Source organism: Curtobacterium sp. MCLR17_031, assembly GCF_003234775.2.
GTDB classification, from domain to species: domain Bacteria; phylum Actinomycetota; class Actinomycetes; order Actinomycetales; family Microbacteriaceae; genus Curtobacterium; species Curtobacterium flaccumfaciens.
On record NZ_CP126270.1, the window covers coordinates 1,355,848 to 1,375,586 of the forward strand.

Annotated in this window: 21 protein-coding genes; 14 read left to right on the forward strand and 7 right to left on the reverse strand. The window is 72.1% G+C overall.

Going from position 1 to position 19,739, the window contains the following annotated elements:
• Positions 1-744 precede the first annotated feature (744 nt).
• Complete coding sequence (locus DEI96_RS06550; protein WP_110865654.1) at positions 745-1,428, reverse strand: hypothetical protein; 684 nt, start codon at positions 1,426-1,428, stop codon at positions 745-747.
• Between the two features lie 198 nt (positions 1,429-1,626).
• On the opposite strand from DEI96_RS06550, the gene DEI96_RS06555 reads away from it, so the two are divergent.
• From DEI96_RS06555 to DEI96_RS06600, 10 genes are all read left to right on the forward strand, one after another.
• Positions 1,627-2,142, forward strand: coding sequence for a GNAT family N-acetyltransferase (locus DEI96_RS06555; protein WP_111024870.1), 516 nt, complete (start codon positions 1,627-1,629; stop codon positions 2,140-2,142).
• Positions 2,139-2,801, forward strand: coding sequence for an HAD-IA family hydrolase (locus DEI96_RS06560; RefSeq protein ID WP_111024869.1), 663 nt, complete (start codon positions 2,139-2,141; stop codon positions 2,799-2,801). The genes DEI96_RS06555 and DEI96_RS06560 overlap by 4 nt, the downstream gene beginning before the upstream one ends.
• Positions 2,798-3,448, forward strand: coding sequence for an HAD family hydrolase (locus DEI96_RS06565; RefSeq protein ID WP_111024868.1), 651 nt, complete (start codon positions 2,798-2,800; stop codon positions 3,446-3,448). The genes DEI96_RS06560 and DEI96_RS06565 overlap by 4 nt, the downstream gene beginning before the upstream one ends.
• Before the next feature lie 19 nt (positions 3,449-3,467).
• Entirely contained in the window at positions 3,468-5,228 is a 1,761-nt protein-coding gene (locus DEI96_RS06570; protein ID WP_111024867.1) for an AMP-binding protein, read from the forward strand.
• A 12-nt stretch (positions 5,229-5,240) separates the two neighbouring features.
• Complete coding sequence (locus DEI96_RS06575) at positions 5,241-5,780, forward strand: GNAT family N-acetyltransferase (protein WP_111024866.1); 540 nt, start codon at positions 5,241-5,243, stop codon at positions 5,778-5,780.
• A 31-nt stretch (positions 5,781-5,811) separates the two neighbouring features.
• Positions 5,812-6,669 carry a hypothetical protein gene (locus tag DEI96_RS06580; protein ID WP_111024865.1) on the forward strand — a complete coding sequence of 286 codons (858 nt, stop codon included), beginning with the start codon at positions 5,812-5,814 and terminating at the stop codon, positions 6,667-6,669.
• Positions 6,670-6,718: 49 nt separating this feature from the next.
• Positions 6,719-7,204, forward strand: coding sequence for a luciferase domain-containing protein (locus tag DEI96_RS06585; protein ID WP_220039149.1), 486 nt, complete (start codon positions 6,719-6,721; stop codon positions 7,202-7,204).
• Positions 7,205-7,376: 172 nt separating this feature from the next.
• Complete coding sequence (locus DEI96_RS06590; protein WP_111024864.1) at positions 7,377-8,309, forward strand: ABC transporter ATP-binding protein; 933 nt, start codon at positions 7,377-7,379, stop codon at positions 8,307-8,309.
• On the forward strand, positions 8,306-9,178 hold the full coding sequence (locus tag DEI96_RS06595; protein WP_111024863.1) for an ABC transporter permease: 873 nt from the start codon (positions 8,306-8,308) through the stop codon (positions 9,176-9,178). The genes DEI96_RS06590 and DEI96_RS06595 overlap by 4 nt, the downstream gene beginning before the upstream one ends.
• A 95-nt stretch (positions 9,179-9,273) precedes the next feature.
• A complete protein-coding gene (locus DEI96_RS06600; protein WP_146246972.1) occupies positions 9,274-9,753 on the forward strand; it encodes a hypothetical protein in 480 nt (159 codons plus the stop codon).
• Positions 9,754-9,765: 12 nt separating this feature from the next.
• On the opposite strand, the gene DEI96_RS06605 is transcribed toward DEI96_RS06600, so the two are convergent.
• Complete coding sequence (locus DEI96_RS06605) at positions 9,766-10,371, reverse strand: dihydrofolate reductase family protein (protein WP_111024861.1); 606 nt, start codon at positions 10,369-10,371, stop codon at positions 9,766-9,768.
• A 104-nt stretch (positions 10,372-10,475) separates the two neighbouring features.
• On the opposite strand from DEI96_RS06605, the gene DEI96_RS06610 reads away from it, so the two are divergent.
• Positions 10,476-12,443, forward strand: a complete 1,968-nt coding sequence (locus DEI96_RS06610; RefSeq protein ID WP_111024860.1) for a family 43 glycosylhydrolase — start codon at positions 10,476-10,478, stop codon at positions 12,441-12,443.
• Positions 12,444-12,656: 213 nt separating this feature from the next.
• A complete protein-coding gene (locus tag DEI96_RS06615) occupies positions 12,657-14,069 on the forward strand; it encodes a protein kinase domain-containing protein (protein ID WP_111024859.1) in 1,413 nt (470 codons plus the stop codon).
• A gap of 454 nt (positions 14,070-14,523) precedes the next feature.
• Here the strand turns inward: DEI96_RS06615 and DEI96_RS06620 are convergent, their stop codons facing one another.
• Positions 14,524-15,321 (reverse strand): SDR family NAD(P)-dependent oxidoreductase, encoded by a 798-nt coding sequence (locus tag DEI96_RS06620; protein ID WP_111024858.1) that lies wholly within the window; start codon positions 15,319-15,321, stop codon positions 14,524-14,526.
• Positions 15,322-15,431: 110 nt separating this feature from the next.
• On the opposite strand from DEI96_RS06620, the gene DEI96_RS06625 reads away from it, so the two are divergent.
• Together DEI96_RS06625 and DEI96_RS06630 are read left to right on the forward strand one after the other, a co-directional pair.
• Positions 15,432-16,337 (forward strand): AraC family transcriptional regulator, encoded by a 906-nt coding sequence (locus DEI96_RS06625; RefSeq protein ID WP_111024857.1) that lies wholly within the window; start codon positions 15,432-15,434, stop codon positions 16,335-16,337.
• A gap of 133 nt (positions 16,338-16,470) precedes the next feature.
• Positions 16,471-16,683 (forward strand): PLDc N-terminal domain-containing protein, encoded by a 213-nt coding sequence (locus tag DEI96_RS06630; protein ID WP_241660497.1) that lies wholly within the window; start codon positions 16,471-16,473, stop codon positions 16,681-16,683.
• A gap of 6 nt (positions 16,684-16,689) precedes the next feature.
• Here DEI96_RS06630 and DEI96_RS06635 read toward each other — a convergent pair whose 3' ends face one another.
• The 4 genes from DEI96_RS06635 to DEI96_RS06650 all read right to left on the reverse strand — a co-directional run bounded on the left by DEI96_RS06635 (position 16,690) and on the right by DEI96_RS06650 (position 19,630).
• Entirely contained in the window at positions 16,690-17,175 is a 486-nt protein-coding gene (locus DEI96_RS06635) for a tetratricopeptide repeat protein (RefSeq protein ID WP_111024855.1), read from the reverse strand.
• A complete protein-coding gene (locus DEI96_RS06640) occupies positions 17,172-17,981 on the reverse strand; it encodes a DUF6807 domain-containing protein (protein WP_111024854.1) in 810 nt (269 codons plus the stop codon). The genes DEI96_RS06635 and DEI96_RS06640 overlap by 4 nt, the downstream gene beginning before the upstream one ends.
• A 10-nt stretch (positions 17,982-17,991) precedes the next feature.
• A complete protein-coding gene (locus DEI96_RS06645; RefSeq protein WP_111024853.1) occupies positions 17,992-18,690 on the reverse strand; it encodes a class I SAM-dependent methyltransferase in 699 nt (232 codons plus the stop codon).
• Between the two features lie 190 nt (positions 18,691-18,880).
• Positions 18,881-19,630: a FadR/GntR family transcriptional regulator gene (locus tag DEI96_RS06650; RefSeq protein ID WP_111024852.1), complete on the reverse strand. Its 750-nt coding sequence runs from the start codon at positions 19,628-19,630 to the stop codon at positions 18,881-18,883.
• Positions 19,631-19,739 lie beyond the last annotated feature (109 nt).

Below are 19,739 nucleotides of genomic sequence, written 5' to 3' on the forward strand. Positions count from 1 at the left end.
CGACCGAGTCTCGCCCTGCCGGACACGTTGCGTGACCCGGCATCCGCAGGGTGTCCGCGGAACCGAGTCTCGGCAGGGGCCGCCGGCCCGGCGCACCACGGGACGGACGGGAGGCCCGGTGTCAGCTGGCACCGTCCCTCCCGGCACGGCCGTCGTGGCGCTGGCGCGTCATGCCGGAACCGACGGACAGGGCCCACCTCCCGTCCGTCGTGCGCCCGGTCCACGGCTGCGGGCTGGACTGTGTTTCGCGCTGAGCGACAGTTCACGCGGACGCGACCGCGTGAGGTGTCGCCCAGCCCGTGACGACGGCGGCCGCCGGCCCGGCGCGCGACGAGACGGACGGGAGGCCCGGTGCCAGCTGGCACCGTCCCTCCCGGCACGGCCGTCGTGCCGCTGGCGCGTCACGCCGGAACCGGCGGATGGGGCCCACCTCCCGTCCGTCGTGTGCGTACGTTCTTTCCCATCGCGCGCGCGTTGGTTCGCAAGAACGGGCGTACCTGGTCGAAAGAACCGACCAGGTACGCCCGGTTCCGCCAGGTACGCCCGGTACCGCCAGGTACGCCCGGTTCCAGCAGGTACGCCCGATTCCACCAGGTACGCCCGGTTCCGCCAGGTACGCCCGATTCCACCAGGTACGCCCGATTCCACCAGGTACACCCGGTTCTGCTCGGCGCCGGCCCGCGCAACGCAAGTCGGCCCGGGCCACGCTGCTGCGTGGTCCGGGCCGACTGGTGGTGCGGGGTGTTACTTGATCTGTGCGGTGATGGTGGCGGTGCCGACGAGGAGGCCGCGCTTGACGGCGTCGGTGCCGAAGGTCTTGTTCAGCAGGCCGGCGGCGTCTTCGGAGATGTGGACGGTGGTGCCGGTGAGGATGGCGTTGTCGCCCTCGAGCTGGAGGGGCTTGAGGGAGCCGCCGTGCAGCTCGAACAGGAACGCGTTGGCCGCGGCGACCTTGCCGTTGACGAGGACGTCGCCGTAGAGCTTGGACGAGCCCGGGTTCACGACGAAGTTCTCCAGCGTGACGGTGGTGTCACCGGCCTTCAGGGTCAGCCCCGAGTCGTCGTGGTTCAGCAGGCCCTGCACGTACGGGCGGTAGTTGCCATCCGGCGACCAGTAGGTGACCGACCCGGCGGTGATCGGGAACGACACCGACCCGTCAGCCAGGGTCGCATCGCCGGAGACGCCGGGGGTGAGCTTCAGGGCGGTGAGGGCGTCGGTGAAGCCGGAGTCGAGCTTCACGGCGGTGGAGCCACCGAGGACCTCGGGGACCGAGGCGACGGGTGCGGGGATCTTCGACTCGGACGACGAGGACACCGTGTGCACGTTCGGGGTCGCGGCCTGGGCGGAGGAGATCCCGAACGCGGCACCGCCGAGGACGAGGGCGCCGGTCGTGGCGAGGGTGATGGAGGTCTTGAGGCTCTTACGCATCGTGATCAGTCCTTTGCTGTTGTCGCGCTCGGCGCGGCTGCTGTGTGCGCGCCGAACACACCCTTGGTGGGGTGGAGAACCAGCGATGTGCGGCTGGTGAGCGCTCCGGGTGTTTCCCGGTCGTTGCAGGTGATTCGGCGTCGTCCGCCAGTCGGATTGGAACGAGTTCTCCGGGCCTGCCACCCCTAGGCTCGGGTCATGCGGGGAACGACGATCCGACCGACGACGGAGGACGACTGGGAGTCCGTGCGGGCACTGCGGCTCGAGATGCTCCGGGACACCCCGAAGGCGTACGGGGAGCGGCTCGCCGATGCGGAGCGGATGCAGGAGCGTGACTGGCGTCGACGCGGCCGCCGTGAGCACGACGTCGGCGGGACGACCCTCGCCGCCATCGACGCGGACGGCCGGTGGCTCGGGACGATGGGGGTGTTCGTGCCCGGTCCCCGTGTCGGACCGCTCCTGGTCGGTGTCTACGTCGCACCGTCGCACCGGGGTCGTCCCGCCGGTGTCGCCGATGCGCTGCTCGACGAGATCGAGGTGTGGGCGGCCGCACACGGGTCGGCACTGCGGCTGCACGTGCACGCGGGGAACACGCGCGCGCAGGCCTTCTACGCCCGACGTGGCTACGAGCCGACGGGGGCGACCGAGGCGTACGTGCTCGATCCGAGCGAACTCGAGCTCGAGATGATCCGGCAGCTGCGGGGATCGCTGTGACCGGCGGGGCGGCCGGGGCTGCGGGGTCCGCCGTGCGGTGGCTGCTGTCCGACGTGGGCGGCGTCCTCGAGCTCGTCGACGACGCCGCCTGGCCCGGACGCTTCCGGGCGCGGTGGGCCGAGCGTCTCGGGATGACGACGGACGACTTCTCCGCACGCCTCGTCGCAGCGGACCTGCCCGACGCCTCCCGTCAGACCGGCGTCGTCGACCGGTACTGGGGCGCGATCGGGACAGCGCTCGACCTCGGGGCCGACCAGCTCGCCGTCATGCGGGCCGACTTCTGGGATGCGTACTGCGGAACCCTGAACCAGCCGTTGTACGACTTCCTCGCGGGACTCCGCGGCACCATCGGCCTCGCGATCCTGTCGAACTCTGGCGACGGTGCCCGAGAGGAAGAGGAGCGACGCTTCCGGTTCTCGGCGGTGTTCGACCCGATCTGCTACTCCCACGAGATCGGCGTGAACAAGCCCGATCCCGAGGCGTTCCGGATCACGCTCGAGCGCCTCGGGGCGGATCCGGAGGAGGTGTTCTTCGTGGACGACGTGCCCGAGAACATCGAGGCCGCACGTGCGCTCGGCATCGGGGCGCACCTGCACGTCGACACCGACGAGACGATCCGGGTGCTCGGTGCGGTCGTGCGGGGGAGCGGCCGGCAGTGACCGTCGGCATCGTGTTCTTCGACGTCGACGGAACCCTCGTCAGCCCCGGTTCCAGCAGCAGTTTCCTTGCCGCCCGGTTCGGGCACCAGGACGCGCTCGACGACGCAGAATCCCGCTACGCCGACGGCGATCTCACCAACCAGCAGGTCAGTGAAGTCGACGCACTCGGGTGGCGTGACACATCCGTCGCGACGGTCGACCGGTGGCTCGACGACCTGCCGGTGTTGCCCGGAACCGAGACCGTCGTCGCGTGGTGCCGTGCCCACGACGTCGAACCCGTGCTCGCGTCGCTCGCGTGGCAACCCGTGACCGGTTCCCTCGCGCGGCGGTTCGGGTTCCTCCCGAACGGCGGGCCCCGAGTCGGCGAGCACGACGGCGTCCACGACGGCACCGTCGCCGAGCACTTCGACGAGTTCGACAAGCGGGACCGGGCGCTCGCGCTCGCTCGTGACCTCGGTGTACCGATCGAACGCTGCTGCGCCGTCGGGGACAGCCGCTCGGACATCCCGCTCTTCCAGGCGCTCCCCAGTGCGTTGGCGCTCAATGCGAGTCCGGCGGCACGTGCGGCCGCGAGTGACGCGATCGACGCGGATGACCTCTCGCGCATCATTCCCTGGCTCGACCGCTGGCTCCGGGAACTCGCCTGATCGATTGGCTCCGAGCCCGATGCGGCATGATCGGTCCGTGCCTGATGTGAACCCGACCGCCGCGTACCGTGCCGCCCGCGACCAGCTCCTCGCCGCGGATTCTCCCGAAGCAGCGCGCGCCGGGTTCCGCTGGCCGGACGTCGGGGACACGTTCAACTGGGCCACCGACTGGTTCGACGTCATCGCCACCGACAACACCCGCACGGCGCTCTGGATCGTCGAGGAGGACGGCCGTGAGCAGCGGTTCAGCTACTCCGAGATGGCCGCACGGTCCGATCGGCTCGCCGCGCGTCTGCACGGCTTCGGCGTCCAGCAGGGCGACAACGTCCTCGTCATGCTCGGCAACCAGCTCGAGCTCTGGGAGACCATGCTCGCCGTGATCAAGCTCGGTGCGGTCATCCTGCCGACCTCGACGATGCTCGACACCGCTGACCTGCAGGACCGCGTCGACCGGGGCTCGGTGGCGCACGTCGTCACGAACCGGAGCGAGACGCACAAGTACGACGACGTCCGCGGGTCCTTCACACGCATCGTCATCGGCGGTCCCGCTGACGGGTGGACGGAGTACCCGAGCGACCTGGGTGAGCCCGCTCCCACTGATGAGGTCCGCCCCCACGTCGTCACCCGCACGACCGACCCGTGCCTGGTCTACTTCACGTCCGGCACGACGTCGAAGCCGAAGATGGTCGTGCACACCCAGACGTCGTACCCGGTCGGGCACCTCAGCACGATGTACTGGCTCGGCGTCCGGCCGGGCGACGTGCACCTGACGATCAGCTCGCCCGGGTGGGGCAAGCACGCCTGGAGCTGCTTCTTCGCGCCGTGGATCGCGGAGGCCACCGTGTTCATCCACAACACCGCGCGCTTCGACCCCGCCGCACTCCTCGCGCAGCTCGAGCGGGCCGAGGTCAACACGTTCTGCGCGCCGCCGACCGCGTGGCGGATGATGCTGCAGTCCGACCTCGGCGTGAAGCCGCGCGCGCTCCGTGAGCTCATCTCGGCCGGCGAGCCGCTCAACCCCGAGGTCATCGGCCGGGTCGAGGCAGCGTGGGGGCTCACCATCCGCGACGGCTACGGGCAGACCGAGACGACGGCGATCATCGGCAACGCCCCGGGTGCCGCCGTGACACCCGGCGCGATGGGCACGCCGCTCCCCGGCGTGACCGTGACGCTGCTCGACCCCGTGACCGGCGAACCGGGCGACGAGGGCGAGGTCTGCCTCGACCTCACCGAGCGGCCCGTCAACCTGATGGCCGAGTACCTCGGTGACCCCGACCGCACCGCCTCGTCGATGCGCGACGGTTTCTTCCACACCGGCGACATCGCCGTCCGCGACGCCGACGGCGAGCTGACGTTCATCGGCCGCACCGACGACGTCTTCAAGTCCTCGGACTACAAGGTGTCGCCGTTCGAGGTGGAGAGCGCCCTGCTGCGGCACCCGGCCGTGGCCGAGAGCGCGGTCGTCCCGGCACCCGACGACGCCCGTCTCAACGTCGTCAAGGCGTACGTCACGTTGGCCACCGGATGGGAGGCGTCGGCCGACACCGCCAGGCAGGTCCTGGAGCACGCACGCACGGCTCTCCCCGCCTACGCGCGCGTCCGCCGGGTCGAGTTCGCGGAGCTCCCGAAGACCATCTCCGGCAAGATCCGCCGCGTGGAGCTGCGGGAGCGCGAGGAACAGTCGGTGAGCAACGGTACGCGCGCCGAGGGCGAGTGGCGCGACGACGAGTTCCCCGGCCTCCGCGCACCCCGCCCGCAGGCCGGGCCCGCTGCCGGCTGACGGAGATCACCCATGGCCGTCGTACTGCGCCCGTGGTCGCTCGACGACGCGGCTGCGCTCTTCGTCGCCAGCCGGTCGAACCCGGACCTCGCGACACAGTTCCCGGACGTCGGGCTCGATGTCGAGAAGCAGGCCCGCGCGCACATCAGGAGCGCCCTGCGGTTCGACGAGCGGGCGAAGAACTGGGCGATCGTGGAAGACGGAGTCGCGGTCGGGAGCGTCGGGCTGTCGGCGATCGAGTTCCGGCACGCCACGGTTTGGGCGCACTACTGGCTGGCGTCCGATGCTCGCGGCCGTGGGCTCGCCACTCGTGCGTTGACGAGTGCGTCGACCTGGGCGTTCGACGCCGGGCTCTTCCGCCTCGAACTCGGACACCGCTCGAACAACCCCGCGTCGTGTCGGGTCGCCACGACCGCCGGGTTCCGCGCGGAGGGCGTCGAACGGCAGAAGCTCCGGTACGGCTCGGAGCGGTTCGACGTGGAGACGCACGCCCGGCTGGCGACCGATCCGGTGCCGGACCTGCCGGGGTTTGAGGTCCGGACGGCGTCCTGACGGCCACCCCGGTCAGTCCTAGGCTCGGCACGTGGAACTGATCAAGGACGCCTCGCGCGGCGACTGGTTGCTGGCCCGGGCCGGCTCGTTCGCCTCGTTCGGCGGCGTCGCGGGCACCGGGTTCGAGGCGTACGTCCGGATCCTGCACCCGCTCCGAGCGGATCGCGAAGACCGTACGACCGTGGACGAGTACGACGAGCACCCGGTCCTCGAATCGGCCGAGTGGCGCTGGGCCGACGTCGCCGAGCGCACCCGTCGGACGATCGACCCGCTCGTGTCGTGGCAGACGCTCAGCGGGCGGGACGACGAGTCGGACCTGCCCTTCGAGGACGGCTGGGTCGTCCATCCACCCGAAGAGGGCTGGTACGAGCCGAGGCAACTCGCCGCGCTCACCGAGCTCCTCGCCGAGGCGACGTCGACCCCGGACGACCTGGTCGGGGCGATCTGGGACGGATGGGGGGACCTGAACGCGTCGACGTTGGGCTTCGGGTGGCAGGGGAGCGGCGAGCCGACGGCGGCCGAGCGCGCGGAGATGCAGGCGCACATGGCCCGGGCTCAGGCGCAGCACGGGCGGGAGCAGGCTGCGCTCCGGGAGTCGCTCGCGGGTCCGCGCTTCCTGTGGCCGGCCCGCGAGTGCTTCCTGCTCTCCATGTCCCTGCCGCAGCTCAGCGACCCGTCCTGGACGGACGACGCCCGCGTGGGCACGTACGTCGATGTCGGGCACACCCCGCAGATGCTCTGGCCCGAGGGGCACGAGTGGGTGCTCGCCACCGAGATCGACTGGGACTCGACGATCGTCGCAGGCTCACGGTCACTCGTCGACGCGATCCTCGCCGACGCCCGGTTCGAGGCGTACGAGGTCGACGCGGACGCTTCCCCCTCCTCGTGAGGGCCCGAACAGGAGCGACGCAACCCGGCCGAGCCGGTATCGTCGAGCAATGATCAGGTCCATCCGTCGCGGCGAACGGCCCACCGTGTCCGACGCCGGTCCCCAGCGGCAGCTCACCGACCGTGCGACGCCGGAACTGTGGGGAACACTCGTGGGGAGTGCGGTCGCCCTGCCCGGCGTCGAAGAGGGGCACAGCCAGGTGTCGCCGGCGTCGTCACGCGCGTTGTTCCTGCGCGATCAACGCGACCACGTCGTCCCGTGGACGTCACTGGCGCCGGACGGACGACTCGAGCCCGTGCACCTGCACGGCGTCGAGGACACCTCCGTCCACCTCTGTCTCCCGGTCGCACGGGGAGCCGAACTGACCGAGCTCGGCTGGGCGACCCCGCACCAGTACGAGGACCACGGGACCGAGTTCATGATCTACGGCCCGCGCGACGTCGAGGAACTCGCGGTCGTGCTGTCGATCATCGAGGAGAGCCTCGCGTTCGCTCGCGACCCTGGGGATGAGCGTCCGGCGCACCACCCCGCCTGATCACTTCGCGTCCAGCGACAGTTCACGGCCCGCCGCGCGCGTGAACTGTCGCCCAGCGCGAAAACGCCCGCGACCCGCGCAAAGCAGCCACCCCCGCGTCACCCTGTGGGAGCACACATCTCCCCCCAACGGCGGACGCGGCGCCGACGGCCCCTCCCGTAGCGTCGAGGCCGTGATCGAAGTCAGCCATCTCACCAAACAGTACGGTCCGAAGACCGCCGTGGACGACGTCTCCTTCGTCGTGCGTCCCGGCAGCGTGACCGGCTTCCTCGGGCCCAACGGCGCCGGGAAGTCCACCACGATGCGCATGATCATGGGGCTCGACCGGCCCACGTCGGGCACAGCCACCGTGAACGGCCAGCCCTACACGAGCTTCCGCGACCCGCTCCGCCAGGTCGGCGCCCTGCTCGAGGCGAAGGCCGTGCACTCGGGCCGCAGCGCCTACAACCACCTGCTCTCGCTCGCGGCGACCCACGGCATCCCGAAGTCCCGCGTGCACGAGGTCATCGACATGACCGGCCTCGACTCCGTCGCGAAGAAGCGCGTCGGCGGGTTCTCGCTCGGCATGGGGCAGCGCCTGGGAATCGCTGCCGCACTGCTCGGCGACCCGAAGACCCTGATCCTCGACGAGCCCGTCAACGGCCTCGACCCCGACGGTGTCGTGTGGGTGCGTCAGCTCGCCCGCCGCATGGCCGCCGACGGCCGCACGGTGTTCCTCTCCAGCCACCTGATGAGCGAGATGGCGCAGACCGCCGACCGCGTGGTCGTGCTCGGCCGGGGCAAGGTCCTCGCCGACGCCCCGATCGCGGAGTTCGTCGCCGGTGGCGGCGCCGCTGCCGGCACCGATGCCGCCGTCAGCCGTGTCATCGTCCGCACGCCGGACCCGAACGGCCTGTTCACCGCGATCGGCCCGAACGCCGCGGTCACCCAGCGCGAGGACGGCTCGTTCCTCGTCGTCGGGCCCGACGCACCGACGGTCGGCAACATCGCCGCACAGGCCGGCGTCCCCCTGCACGAACTCACCCCGACCGGCGCGAGCCTGGAAGAGGCCTACATGGCCCTCACCCGCGACGACGTCGAGTACCGATCGGAGGGCAGCCGATGAGCGCCACCACCTCGCCCACCACGCCGTCGACCCGGATGAGCGGCTCGACCCGCCTGTCGTTCCCGCACCTGGTGCGGAGCGAGTGGATCAAGCTGCGCAGCATCCGGTCCACGTTCTGGTGCTACGCGATCCTGGTCGTCCTCACGATCGGCATGGCCGCGCTGGTCGGAGCGAACACGAACAGCGGCGGGCAGGACCTGCCGACGGACATCGCCAACGGCACCGTCGTGAACGTCAACACGGTCGGCGTCCTGCTCTCGTCGCTCGTCGTCGGGGTGCTCGGCGTCCTCATCATCACCGGTGAGTACGGCACGGGCCAGGTCCGCTCGACGTTCACCGCCGACCCCCGCCGCTCCGGCGTGATCCTGGCGAAGGCCACCGTCCTCGCCCTCACCACCTTCGTGGTCAGCGCCGTCGCCACCTGGATCGGCGTCCTCATCTCGCTCCCGCTGCTGGCCGGCAACGGAGTCGAGCCGGAGATCGGTGACCCCTCGGTGTTCCTGCCGATCCTCGGTTCGTCGGTCTTCCTCACCCTGCTGGCGCTCCTCGCCTACGGCATCGGGCTGCTCGTCCGTTCAAGCGCCGGTGGGATCGCGATCACACTCGGCATCCTGTTGGTGCTGCCGGTGGTGCTGGGCCTGATGGCCGGGCTCATGAAGGTCGACTGGCCGATGGACATCATGTCGTTCCTGCCCGACTCGGCCGGCGGCCAGCTGTACGCCTACTCGTACGACGGTGCGAGCGCGGCCGCCACTGCCACCAACGGCGGCATCAAGCTGAACGGCTGGGGCGGCTTCGGCGTCCTCGCCGCCGAGGTGCTCGTCATCGGTGGCCTCGCCCTGACGCTCGCGCGCCGGCGCGACGTCTGACGCGACCACCCCACGGCCGGGAGGCGCGGTGCCAGCCGGCACCGCGCCTCCCGTCGTTCCGCGGTGCGAGTCCGGGGCCTCACTAGGCTCACAGCGTGCGTTCCGTCCCCGCCCTGCTCCTACCCGCGATCGCGGGTGTGCTCCTGCTGGCCGGCTGCGCCGGGCCGCCGCCCGTCGACGAGGCAGCGCTGTCTGCCTGGGAGAAGCGGCAGCGAGCAGTCGAGTCGGACACCGAGCTCGGCGCCTTGTTCGCCGCGGTGTCGCCCGGGGACGACGACAGTGACGCACCGGGCACGGGCGTCACCATCACGTTCCCGCATCCGGAGTCGGTCGACCACCTCGAGTTCTCGTGCTTCGGGGACGGGCACATGAGTGGCTCCTCCACCATCGGGTCGGCGGGCGCCTCGCAGACCCGACCGACAGAGCCGATGGCTTGCCGAGACGGGTCACAGCGGATCGACCTTCCGGCGGAGCTGCGTCGCCGGGCGGACAGCGTCTCCTTCAACGGGTTCGGCAGTGACCGCGACAGCGCCTGGTACGTCCGGGTCATCGCCACCGAGCCCGTCGAGGACTGACCCCCCGAGCGCTCAGGACCGCCGGACGTCGTACCGGTGCAAGGTGACGCCGTTGTCGTAGCGCTGCTGCTCGAGCAGGTCGAGCTGCACGAGCGGCCGGTGCCCCGAGCGCGGCGGGTCGAACAGCGGTCGGCCGGCCCCGAGCACCGACGGGTGCGTGAAGAGCATGACCTCGTCGAGCAGCCCGGCGTCGAGCAACTGGCTCGCGATGCTCGGCCCACCCACACCGATGTCGCCCTCGCCGTCGGCGCGGATCGCGGCCAGCTCGGCGATCGCGTCGCCGTCGCCACCGACGACCCGGGTGTCGTGGTCGGCGGTGGTCCGTGTGCGGGACACCAGGACCTTCGGCTGCGCGGTCCAGATCTCGCCGTACTCGCGCAGGTACTGCGGCATCGACTCGTCGTGCCGTGCGTCGGGCCAGAACGGGTCCATCATGTCGCGCACCACCCGACCCTCGACGGACAGGGTCATCGCGGCGGCGCGGGCGTTGAACTCACGGTGCAGCGGCTCGTCGATCCGGATCCAGTCGGGTCCGTCCAGCCCGTCGTGCTCGCCGGGGGCGCGTTCGACGAACCCGTCGACGGAGACGTTGATCCAGTAGACGAACCTCGCGGGCATGGCATGACTCCTTCGTCGAGCCGAGCGTACGCTCGCGCACGTCGCCAGGCGACACCCGCAGTCCCTCCAGCAGCACCTCCCTCAACGACGAGAGCAGGTCCGGCATGCGCCGATCGTCCACCGCACTCCTCGCCGTCGTGACGTTCCTCGGCGTCGCGACCACGGGCCTCCAGGCCGGACCAGCGGATGCGTCCGCGGTGCCGGGCGGGACCACCCGGGCGACCACCACCACGACCGCGGCGTCGAACGCCGCCAGCCGGCACGGCCGCGCGGCGCCCAGCCACCGGAACCCGGTCGCGCTCAGCCTGCCCGACGGACAGACGGCGGCGAGTTGCGCGGACCCGACCGTGATCCACGGAGCCGGACGCGACCGCAACTGGTACCTGTACTGCACCACCGACGCGCTCACCGCGACGGAGCAGAACCCGGACGGGTCCCTCGTGCAGCACGCGGTGCCGACGTACCGGTCGACCGACCTGACCCACTGGACGTACGTGAACGACGCGTTCCCGACGAAGCCCGCCTGGGTGGGCGACGCGAACGGGATCTGGGCGCCGGACGTCGTGTACCGCGCCGGAGACCGCGGCCGGGCCGGCACCTGGTACCTGTACTACGCGGCGTCGGACACCCCGTCGGCGACGGGCCCGAGCGGCGGCGGCTCCGCGGTCGGGGTGGCGACGAGCTCGAGCCCGACCGGCCCGTGGAAGGACTCCGGCGGCCCGGTCGTGGCACCGCAGACCGCACCGAACGGCGACGGAGCGCGGTGGGCGTTCGACCCCGAGGTCATCACGGACAAGGGGACGACCTACCTGTACTTCGGCAGCTACTTCGGCGGCGTGAACGTCCGACGGCTCAGCGCCGACGGACTGCGCTCCGACCCGTCGACCGAACGGCAGATCGCGATCGACAACCGCTACGAGGGTGCGTACCTGATGCGGCACGGCGGCTGGTGGTACTTCATGGGCTCCGCCACGAACTGCTGCAACGGCGCCCTGACCGGCTACGGCGTCTTCGTCGCCCGCTCGCGCAGCCCGCTGGGACCGTTCACAGACCGCGACGGCGTGGCGATCACGAACACCCGGGTCGGCGGCACGCCCCTGCTCGCGCAGAACGGCAACCGGTGGGTCGGCACCGGTCACAACACCGTGGTCACCGACTTCGCCGGGCAGGACTGGATCATCTACCACGCGGCCGACCGCACCGACCCGTACTACGCGGGGCAGCCGACCTACACGAAGCGGCCGGCGCTGATCGACCCGCTCGACTGGCAGGGCGGCTGGCCGGTCGTCCGCGGTGGAGCCGGGCCGTCCGACACGGTGCAGCCAGGGCCGGTCGCGCAGCCGGGGCAACGGCCGACGTACCGGGCGTCCACCGCTCCCGTCGAGGTGCCGGGGCGGACGATCCGGGCACTGTCGACCTCGTTCGACGGTGCCGCGCTGCCGGGGGCGGCGCCCGGGGCAGAGCCCGGGGCAGCGCCCGGAGCGCTGCCTGCCCAGCTCGCCTGGACGCGTGAGCCCGACCCGTCCACCTGGACCGTCGCCGACGGCACGTTCCGCTGGCAGACGCAGGACGCCGACATCCACCCGCCGGCGACGCCGCTCGCATCGGTGTTGTCCGAACCGGCACCCCGTGGGGACTACGTGCTCCAGACCACGGTCGGGGTGGACACCCCGGCCACCGGCGACGGTCTCAACTACGTGCAGGGCGGCCTGATCGTGTGGGGTGACGACGGCAACTACGTCCGCCTCACCTCGAACTCGATCTTCAACACGCGCCAGACGGAGTTCGGCAAGCAGGTGTCCGGGCGACCGGCCGGGGCGCCGAGCTACGGCAACATGGTCGTCGGTCCGGTGGGGGACACCACCACGCTCCGGATCGTCCACCGGGAGGTCCGGGGTGAGGACCGGTACACCGCGTACACCAGCCTGGACGGGCGGCACTTCGTCCGGGGCGGCACCTGGACGGCGGACCTCGGCAGTGCACCCCGCGTCGGGCTCATCTCGCTCGGGGGCCCCGGCTTCACCAGCACCTTCGAGGACCTCCGCGTGAGCACGGTCGCGACGCGTCGCTGACGGGGACCCGCAAGACACCGGTGTTCGCAGGCTGCACCGCGGTCTGCGCGTGTTCGACCCGCGAACACCGGTGTCGTGCAAGCCGCACGGCCGCGCCGTCACCCGGCCGGCCCCGTCCGACGCGCGTTCAGCCGCGAAACGTCGCCCGTCACCGAGATACCCGTCGGGATGCGAAGATGCATCGTTGGTGCCGGAGCCGAGAACGAGGGTTGGATGATCCCGACGGAAGACCACGACGCGAGCGCGCCGCTGCTCGACGGTCGGTACCGCGTGGAGCAAGCGATCGGCCAGGGTGGCATGTCCGTCGTCTACCGGGGTGTGGACGAGAGCCTGCACCGCCCGGTCGCGATCAAGCTCTTCCACGCGGGCATCGTCGACATCGCCCGGCAAGAGGCCGAACTCGGCGTGCTGGCGTCGCTCGAGCACCACAACCTCGTCAGCCTGCTCGACGCCGGTGTCGTCACCGGGCAGGACGGCACGCAGCAGCGCTACATCGTGATGTCGCTCGTCGTCGGGCAGGACCTCGAGGAGCGCCTTGCCGTCGGCCCGCTCGCCTCGCGGCACATCGCCGAGATCGGCTACGACATGGCCGAGGCCCTCGACTACATCCACGCGCACGGCGTCGTGCACCGCGACATCAAGCCGTCGAACATCTTGCTCGTCGACTACGGCAACGGTTCCGACCGGGCCCGCGCGCGTCTGACCGACTTCGGCATCGCGCTCGCCGCCGGCGTCGAACGCCTGACCGCCGACGGCGTGACCACCGGCACCGCCGCCTACCTCAGCCCCGAGCAGGCGCGCGGCGGCGAGGTCGGCCCGCCGAGCGACGTCTATTCGCTCGGCCTCGTGCTGCTGCAGTGCTTCACCCGCCGTCGCGAGTTCCCGGGCTCGCTCGTCGAGTCCGCCGTCGCCCGGCTGTCCCGCGACCCCGTGGTCCCCGAGCCCCTGCCCGAGCACTGGAAGCACCTGCTCCGCGCCATGACCGCGCAGGACCCCGCGGCCCGCCCGCTCGGCGCCGAGCTGGTCACGATGCTCCGCGACGTCGTGATCGCCGAGACCGCCACGGCCGACCACGTGGTCGAGCCGACCGACGAGACGGCCCCGGTGCCGACGCGCCCCGAGACGGACCGCCCGGCGACCCTCGACACCCTGCCCGACGAGTCGCTGCAGCGCACCACGGCGATGGCGGCCCGGCTCTTCGACGCACCGATCGCCCTGGTCGAGGTCCTCGACGAGGACCGCGAGTGGTCCCAGTCGTACATCGCCGAGGGCGTCGACGAGGCAGCCCGCAGCATCAGCTTCCGCAACGGCTTCGCACCGGTCCCCGTCCCCGTCGTGATCCCGGACGGCTCCGCGCACCCCGAGATGCGGAACAGCCCCCTGGTCACCGGGCCGCTCGGCATCCGCTTCTACGTCAGCGTCCCGCTCGTGAAGCACGACGGCGCACCGATCGGGACCCTCGCCGTCCTCGACACCCGCCCGCGGCAGGCCACCGAGGACGACCTCGCGAACCTCCGGGACCTGGCGGCGCTCGCCGTCTCGCAGCTCGAGATCCGCCAGGAGTCCCTGCGCACGACCAGCGACTCGCTGCCGGTCCCACGGGTGGTCGGCGACCACACCGCCTGACGGGAGGCCCGGTGCCAGCCCGCACCGCGCCTCCCGACCGTGCGGTGGTCGCGCCCACCGCCGCGCCGACGCCGTCCGCCGAGCGGTCACGCCCCGTCGCCTGGAGGGCTCCCGCTCGACGGTCCGTGACCGCACGACCACCTGCCAGCGGTGCGTCGTGACCACTCGCGGACCGATGCCCGGTTGACCGACTCCTGCCGAGCGGGCGAAATGCCCGGTGCCTCCGCGTGCCGACCCAGGTGTTCCGCCCGCTCGCGGTGGTGGGGGTTCGCCCGGGGCGGCTGGCGCTGCCGAGCGGGCGGAATGCCGGGGTGGTTCCGCGGGAGAACCGGGGCATTTCGCCCGTTCGTGGTGGTGAGGGTTCGCGCGGGGCGGCTGGCGCTGCCGAACGGGCGAAATGCCGGGGTCGCACTGAGCACGACCCGGGTGTTCCGCCCGCTCGTGGTGGGCGCGCTCAGCCGAGGCGGGTCGCGGCGAGGCCGCCGTCCACGTCGATGGTGGCGCCGTGCACGAAGGCCGCCTCGTCGGAGGCCAGCCAGCGCACGGCGAACGCGACGTCGACCGGTCGGACGGGTGCGCCGGCCGGGGTGCCCGCCGTCATCTGCGCGAGGACGTCGTGCGAGTCCGCGTTGCCCGGCGTCGCGGTGGCACCGGGCGACACGGTCGACACCCGGACGCCGTGCGGTCCGAACTCGGCGGCCCAGGCGCGGGTCAGCTGCTCGACGGCGGCCTTCGTCGCCGGGTAGAGCGCCGTGAACGGGACGCCGACGCGGGACATCCACGAGCCGATGTTCACGATGACGCCCGAGCCGTGCTCGACCATCGCGGGCGCCAGCGCTCCGACCAGCACGTGGGGCGCACGGACGTTCGTGGCCCAGAGGGCTTCGGCATCCTCGTCGGGGAGCAGTGCGGTGGGGCCGACGGGGTAGACGCCGGCGTTGTTGACGAGGACGTCGACCCGGCCACCGAGGGCCTTGGCAGCGCGGGCGGCGAGGTCGCGGACCGCGTCGGGGTGGGTGTTCAGGTCGCCGATGACGGCCACGGCGGTGCCTCCGGACGCGGTGATGGTGTCCACCACGGCCTGCGTGCGCTCCGGGTCGCGGCCGGCGACCGCGACGGTGGCGCCGGAGGCGGCGAGGACCCGGGCGACGGCCTCGCCGATGCCGCTCGACGCGCCGGTCACCAGGGCGGTGCGGCCAGCCAGTCGGTCGTCAGTGGTCAGGGAGTCGAGGAGTGCTTCGTTGTTCTGCATGCTCCGATGCTCGGTCCGACGGACCCGGCGGTGATTGCCCAGGACTCCGGAGTGCTTGCCGGATCCCGCACGGGCACCACTCGCGTCGGACGCCTCGACAGAATGGGCACATGGACGACGTCACCTCGGACCGGCTGGACCGTGCGCTGGACAGCGTCCTCGCCCACCTCGACGACACGGAGCGCGCCGGACGGCTCGGCCTCCGCCTGGCCCGGGTCGACCGTCCGACCGACCTCGGGTACCAGCGCTACACGCCGTCGGTGTCGGTGGTGCTCGCCGGTCGGAAGCGCTCGATCGTGGGGGACGACGACCAGCTCTGGGGTCGCGAGCGCTTCATCATCACGCCCGTGGATCTTCCCGTGATCGCCGGGGTGGTCGAGGTCGAACCACCCGCGGGGTTCGTCGCGGTCGTCTGGCAGCTCGACCCCGCGGTGGTCGCCGAGGTCGCGACGGCGATGTCCCGCCCGCACCAGGACGAGGCGCCGCCGGCCCGACTCGGCAGCTGGACCCCGGCCCTGGCGGACGCGTTCGCCCGACTCGTCGGACTGCTCGATGCTCCGGAGGACATGACGGTCCTCGCCCCGCTCGTCACCCGCGAGGTCGTGCTCCGCCTGCTGCAGACCGACCAGGCACCGCGCATCCTGGCCGCGATCGGCAACCGGGACGGCGACGTCGTCGCAGCGGCCACGGCCCTGCTCACCGACCGGCTGGCGGACCCGTGGTCGGTGGCCGGCCTGGCCGCGGCGGTCCGGACGAGCGAGTCGACACTGTTCGCGCGCTTCCGGCAGGTCACCGGGATGAGCCCGGTGCAGTACCTGCGGCGGTTGCGGCTCGGAGAGGCCCGGCGGCGGATGATCGTGCTCGGTGACACCGCCGCCCAGGCTGCGGTCGCGGTGGGGTACCGGAGCGCCTCGCACTTCTCGCGCGACTACCGCGCCCTGCACGGCCGGCCACCGGCTGCCGATGCCGGTCGGGCCCGTGAACTGCTCTCGCGGGGTGAGGTCGCGATCGCCTGACCTGCCGGCGCGATCGCCAGACCGACCCGCGCGGTCAGCCGGACGGATGACGCGGACGAGTCCGGGCAGGCCCTACTGTCATCGATGCGGGCGACGACCGTCGCCGCGGAGAGGACCGCTCGTGTTGACGAACGTGTCGGGGGCACACGCCGTGGTGCTCCTCGTGCTGCTGGCGCTCGAGGCCGTGGCGCTGGTGCAGGTCTGGCGCGATGGTCGCCGGACGCAGGTGGTCAAGGTGCTGTGGACGGTGGTCATCCTCGCGCTGCCCGTGATCGGCGTGCTGGGGTGGGCCGTGAACTGGCTGCTCGGCAAGGCCGCGGACGCGCTCCAGCGCCGGAACGCCTGACGCGCGTCAGTCCTCGGTGAGGGCCGCCGCGTAGGCACGGACGGACCGGTGGTACCGGGGGAGCGTCGGTTCGACGGCCTCGATCGCGACGCGCAGGGCCTCGGCGGAGCGTCCCGCGCTGTGCATGGCGAGCGCGAGGAACACCTTGGGTGCCGCCCCGGTGGCGGAGTGCTCCGGAGCGTCGCGGAGCATCGTGATGGCCTCGTCGATCCGACCGAGGTTCCGGAGCGTCGAGGCGTGCTGGACGACCATCTGGGCGGCGCGGTCCGGGTCGACGGTGTCCAGACCGGCTGCGGTCGCGGCGGCGTACTGCACGTCGGCGTCGGCCTCGTGTCCGCCCGAGTCGAAGGCGCCGCCGAGCTCGAACGCGCCGAGTGCGGGATGCGGAGCGTCGGCGGCGAGGTCGCGCATCAGCTCGATCCGCTGCTGGTCGTCGATCGTCTCGTCGTCCCACAGCGCCGCGACGCGTGACTCCCAGTCCCCGGTGCTCATCCGGCGAGCGTACCGCCGTCGGTGATCGTCGCGCGGAACGAGCGGACCAGCGGTGCGCCGGGCTGCACGACGGCGGGGGAGTCCCACGCCAGGGCCGAGCCGATCGCGGGGTACTCCTCGGCGCGGACGAACCAGGGATCGTGGTGGTCGAGGGCCTCGATGCGGATGGTCGCCGGACCGCCGTCGAACACCGCCGACCAGGCGATCCAGGGTGCGACCGAGCCGTGCACGGCGGCCTCGCCCTCGCCGTCGGCGGTCCGGACGACGACACCCGTGCACTCGGGGAACCGCCAGAGGAAGCCGCCGTAGCCCGCTCCGGTCCGGCCGTTGCTGCCGGGGCCGCCGAGGTGCACCGGGGCGTCGCCCGGTGTGCGGAACGACGACGACCAGGACAGTTCCCACCCGCTGGTGACCGCGCTCCAGCGGAAGGTGCGGTCCTCGCGCAGGATCACCGTCCGGTCCGGGCCCCGCCAGACGAGCTCCTCGGTGGACGTCGTGTCGTGCTGCTCGGCGTGCACGACCTCGACCGAGCCGTGGTCGTCGCGCCAGACGTAGCCGGAGCCGCGGACGTAGGTCGGGCCGCCCCAGCAGTTCACGGCGTCGACATCGGGGATCGCGACGCCGACGCCACAGTGCCAGTCGTGGTCGCCGGGGTGGTGCGCGCTGACGACGGTGCCGCCGAGTGTCCGGACCGGGTGCAGGTACGGCCGAGGGGACGACGTGGCGATCGTGCCGGTGCCGCTGCGTTCGACGGCGACCTCGACACCGTCCACGACGAGTGCGCGGATGCCGTCGTCGGTGCTCACGCCACCGACGCTACCCGCGCGTCAGCCGGGCGAGCACGACGCTGTCGAGCACTTCGTGCGGATCTCCCTCGGGTGTCGTCGCGGTGCGCGGTCGGATCTCGGCGACCTGGACGTCCCACCGGTCGTCGAGCTGCAGGGAGGCGAGGTCGTCGGCAGGCGCGGGGAACCGGTACTCCCGCAGCTCGGGCGGCAGGTCATCGTGCGGGGGAGCCGCGTGCGCGGTGACGAGGAGGTGCCCACCGGCGGCGACGAAGCCGGCGGCCCGACGCAGGATGTCTGCTCGGGGGATCTCCACCGGCCACGACTGCAGGAACGACGCCGTCACCAGGTCGAACCGCGCGGCGGTGTCCCACCGGGCGAGGTCTGCGGCGACGAACGCCGTCTGCTCCTGGACCCCGGCGGCGACGGCGGCCCGCGAACCACGCTGGAGCGCCGTCACGGACAGGTCGATGCCCGTCACGTCCCACCCCTGCTCGGCGAGCCACACCACGTCGCCGCCCTCGCCGCAGCCGAGGTCGAGCGCCCGCCCCACCGGCAGCCCCCACGTCACCGAGGCGAGCACGGCGTTCACCCGGCCCGACCAGATGCCGTCGCGCTCGGCGTAGCGGGACTCCCACCACTCCCGAGTGGACGGTGCGGCGGTGGCGTCGTTGGCTTCGGTGGCATCGGTGGCAGCTCCGGTGGCGGTGGCGTCGTGGTGGGTGTGCATGCTGGTACTCCAGCGCACTTGCCGGGCCGGACCCAAGCGGTGTTGCCGACCCGGCAACACCGCACGGTGCGGGGCGGACGCGACCCGGGCCTCCCGTCCGGCCTGATCGTGAGCACAAGATGTCGGGTCGGCTCGACGGACCCGACCATTCCTGCTCACGAAGCGAGCGCGAGCACGAGCGCCCCCCCCGCTACTCGTCGGCCGGCAGCGGCTCCGCGTGCTCGATGCGCGCGCTCGCCGTGGCCATGTGCGCGTCCATCGCGCGCTGCACGGCGGACACGTCGCGGACGCGCAAGGCCTCGAAGACGGCGCGGTGCTCGTGGAACGCGGCCTCGGTCGCCTGCCGGGTCTGCACGCGCCGCGCGACCCAGACGCTCAGCATCGAGCGCAGGCTCTGCAGCAGGTCGGCGAGCACGTCGTTGCCCGACGCCCGCGCCAGCAGGACGTGGAACCGGACGTCGGCGTCGATGAAGGCCTGCGGGTCGTCGAGCGTCGCCTCCTGCCGGACCAGGTACTCGCCGAGCTCGGTGATCTGCTCGTCGGTGGCGCGCTGCGCGGCGAGGATCGCGGCCGTGCGCTCCAGGGAGGACCGGATCTCGAGCAGCTCGCGGGTGCGGTTCGACGCGAGCATGAGACCCCACGACAGGGTCGTCGGGAGCAGGTCCGAGGTGCCTCCGCGCAGGTAGGTGCCCGAGCCGGGGCGGATCTGCACGATGCCCAGGATCTCGAGGGCGGCGAGGGCCTCGCGGACGGCCGAGCGTCCGACACCGAGCCGTTCGGACAGGATCCGCTCCGAGGGCAGCCGTGAGCCGGGGGCCAGCTCGCCGGCGGTGAGCAGCGAGACGAGCTGTCGGGCGACCACCGAGGCGGGGGACCCGACGGGCACGGACTCGAGTTCGAGTGGGATGTTGAGGGGGTCGTCCGGGCTGAACGCGGGCATGGAGTGAGCGTACCGGTCGGTCAACCGGTTGCGGCGAGAGCAGCGCCGAGGCGACCAGCGTCGCGAAGAAAGCAGCAGCGCGCGCGAAATGGTCAACCGGTTGACAAGT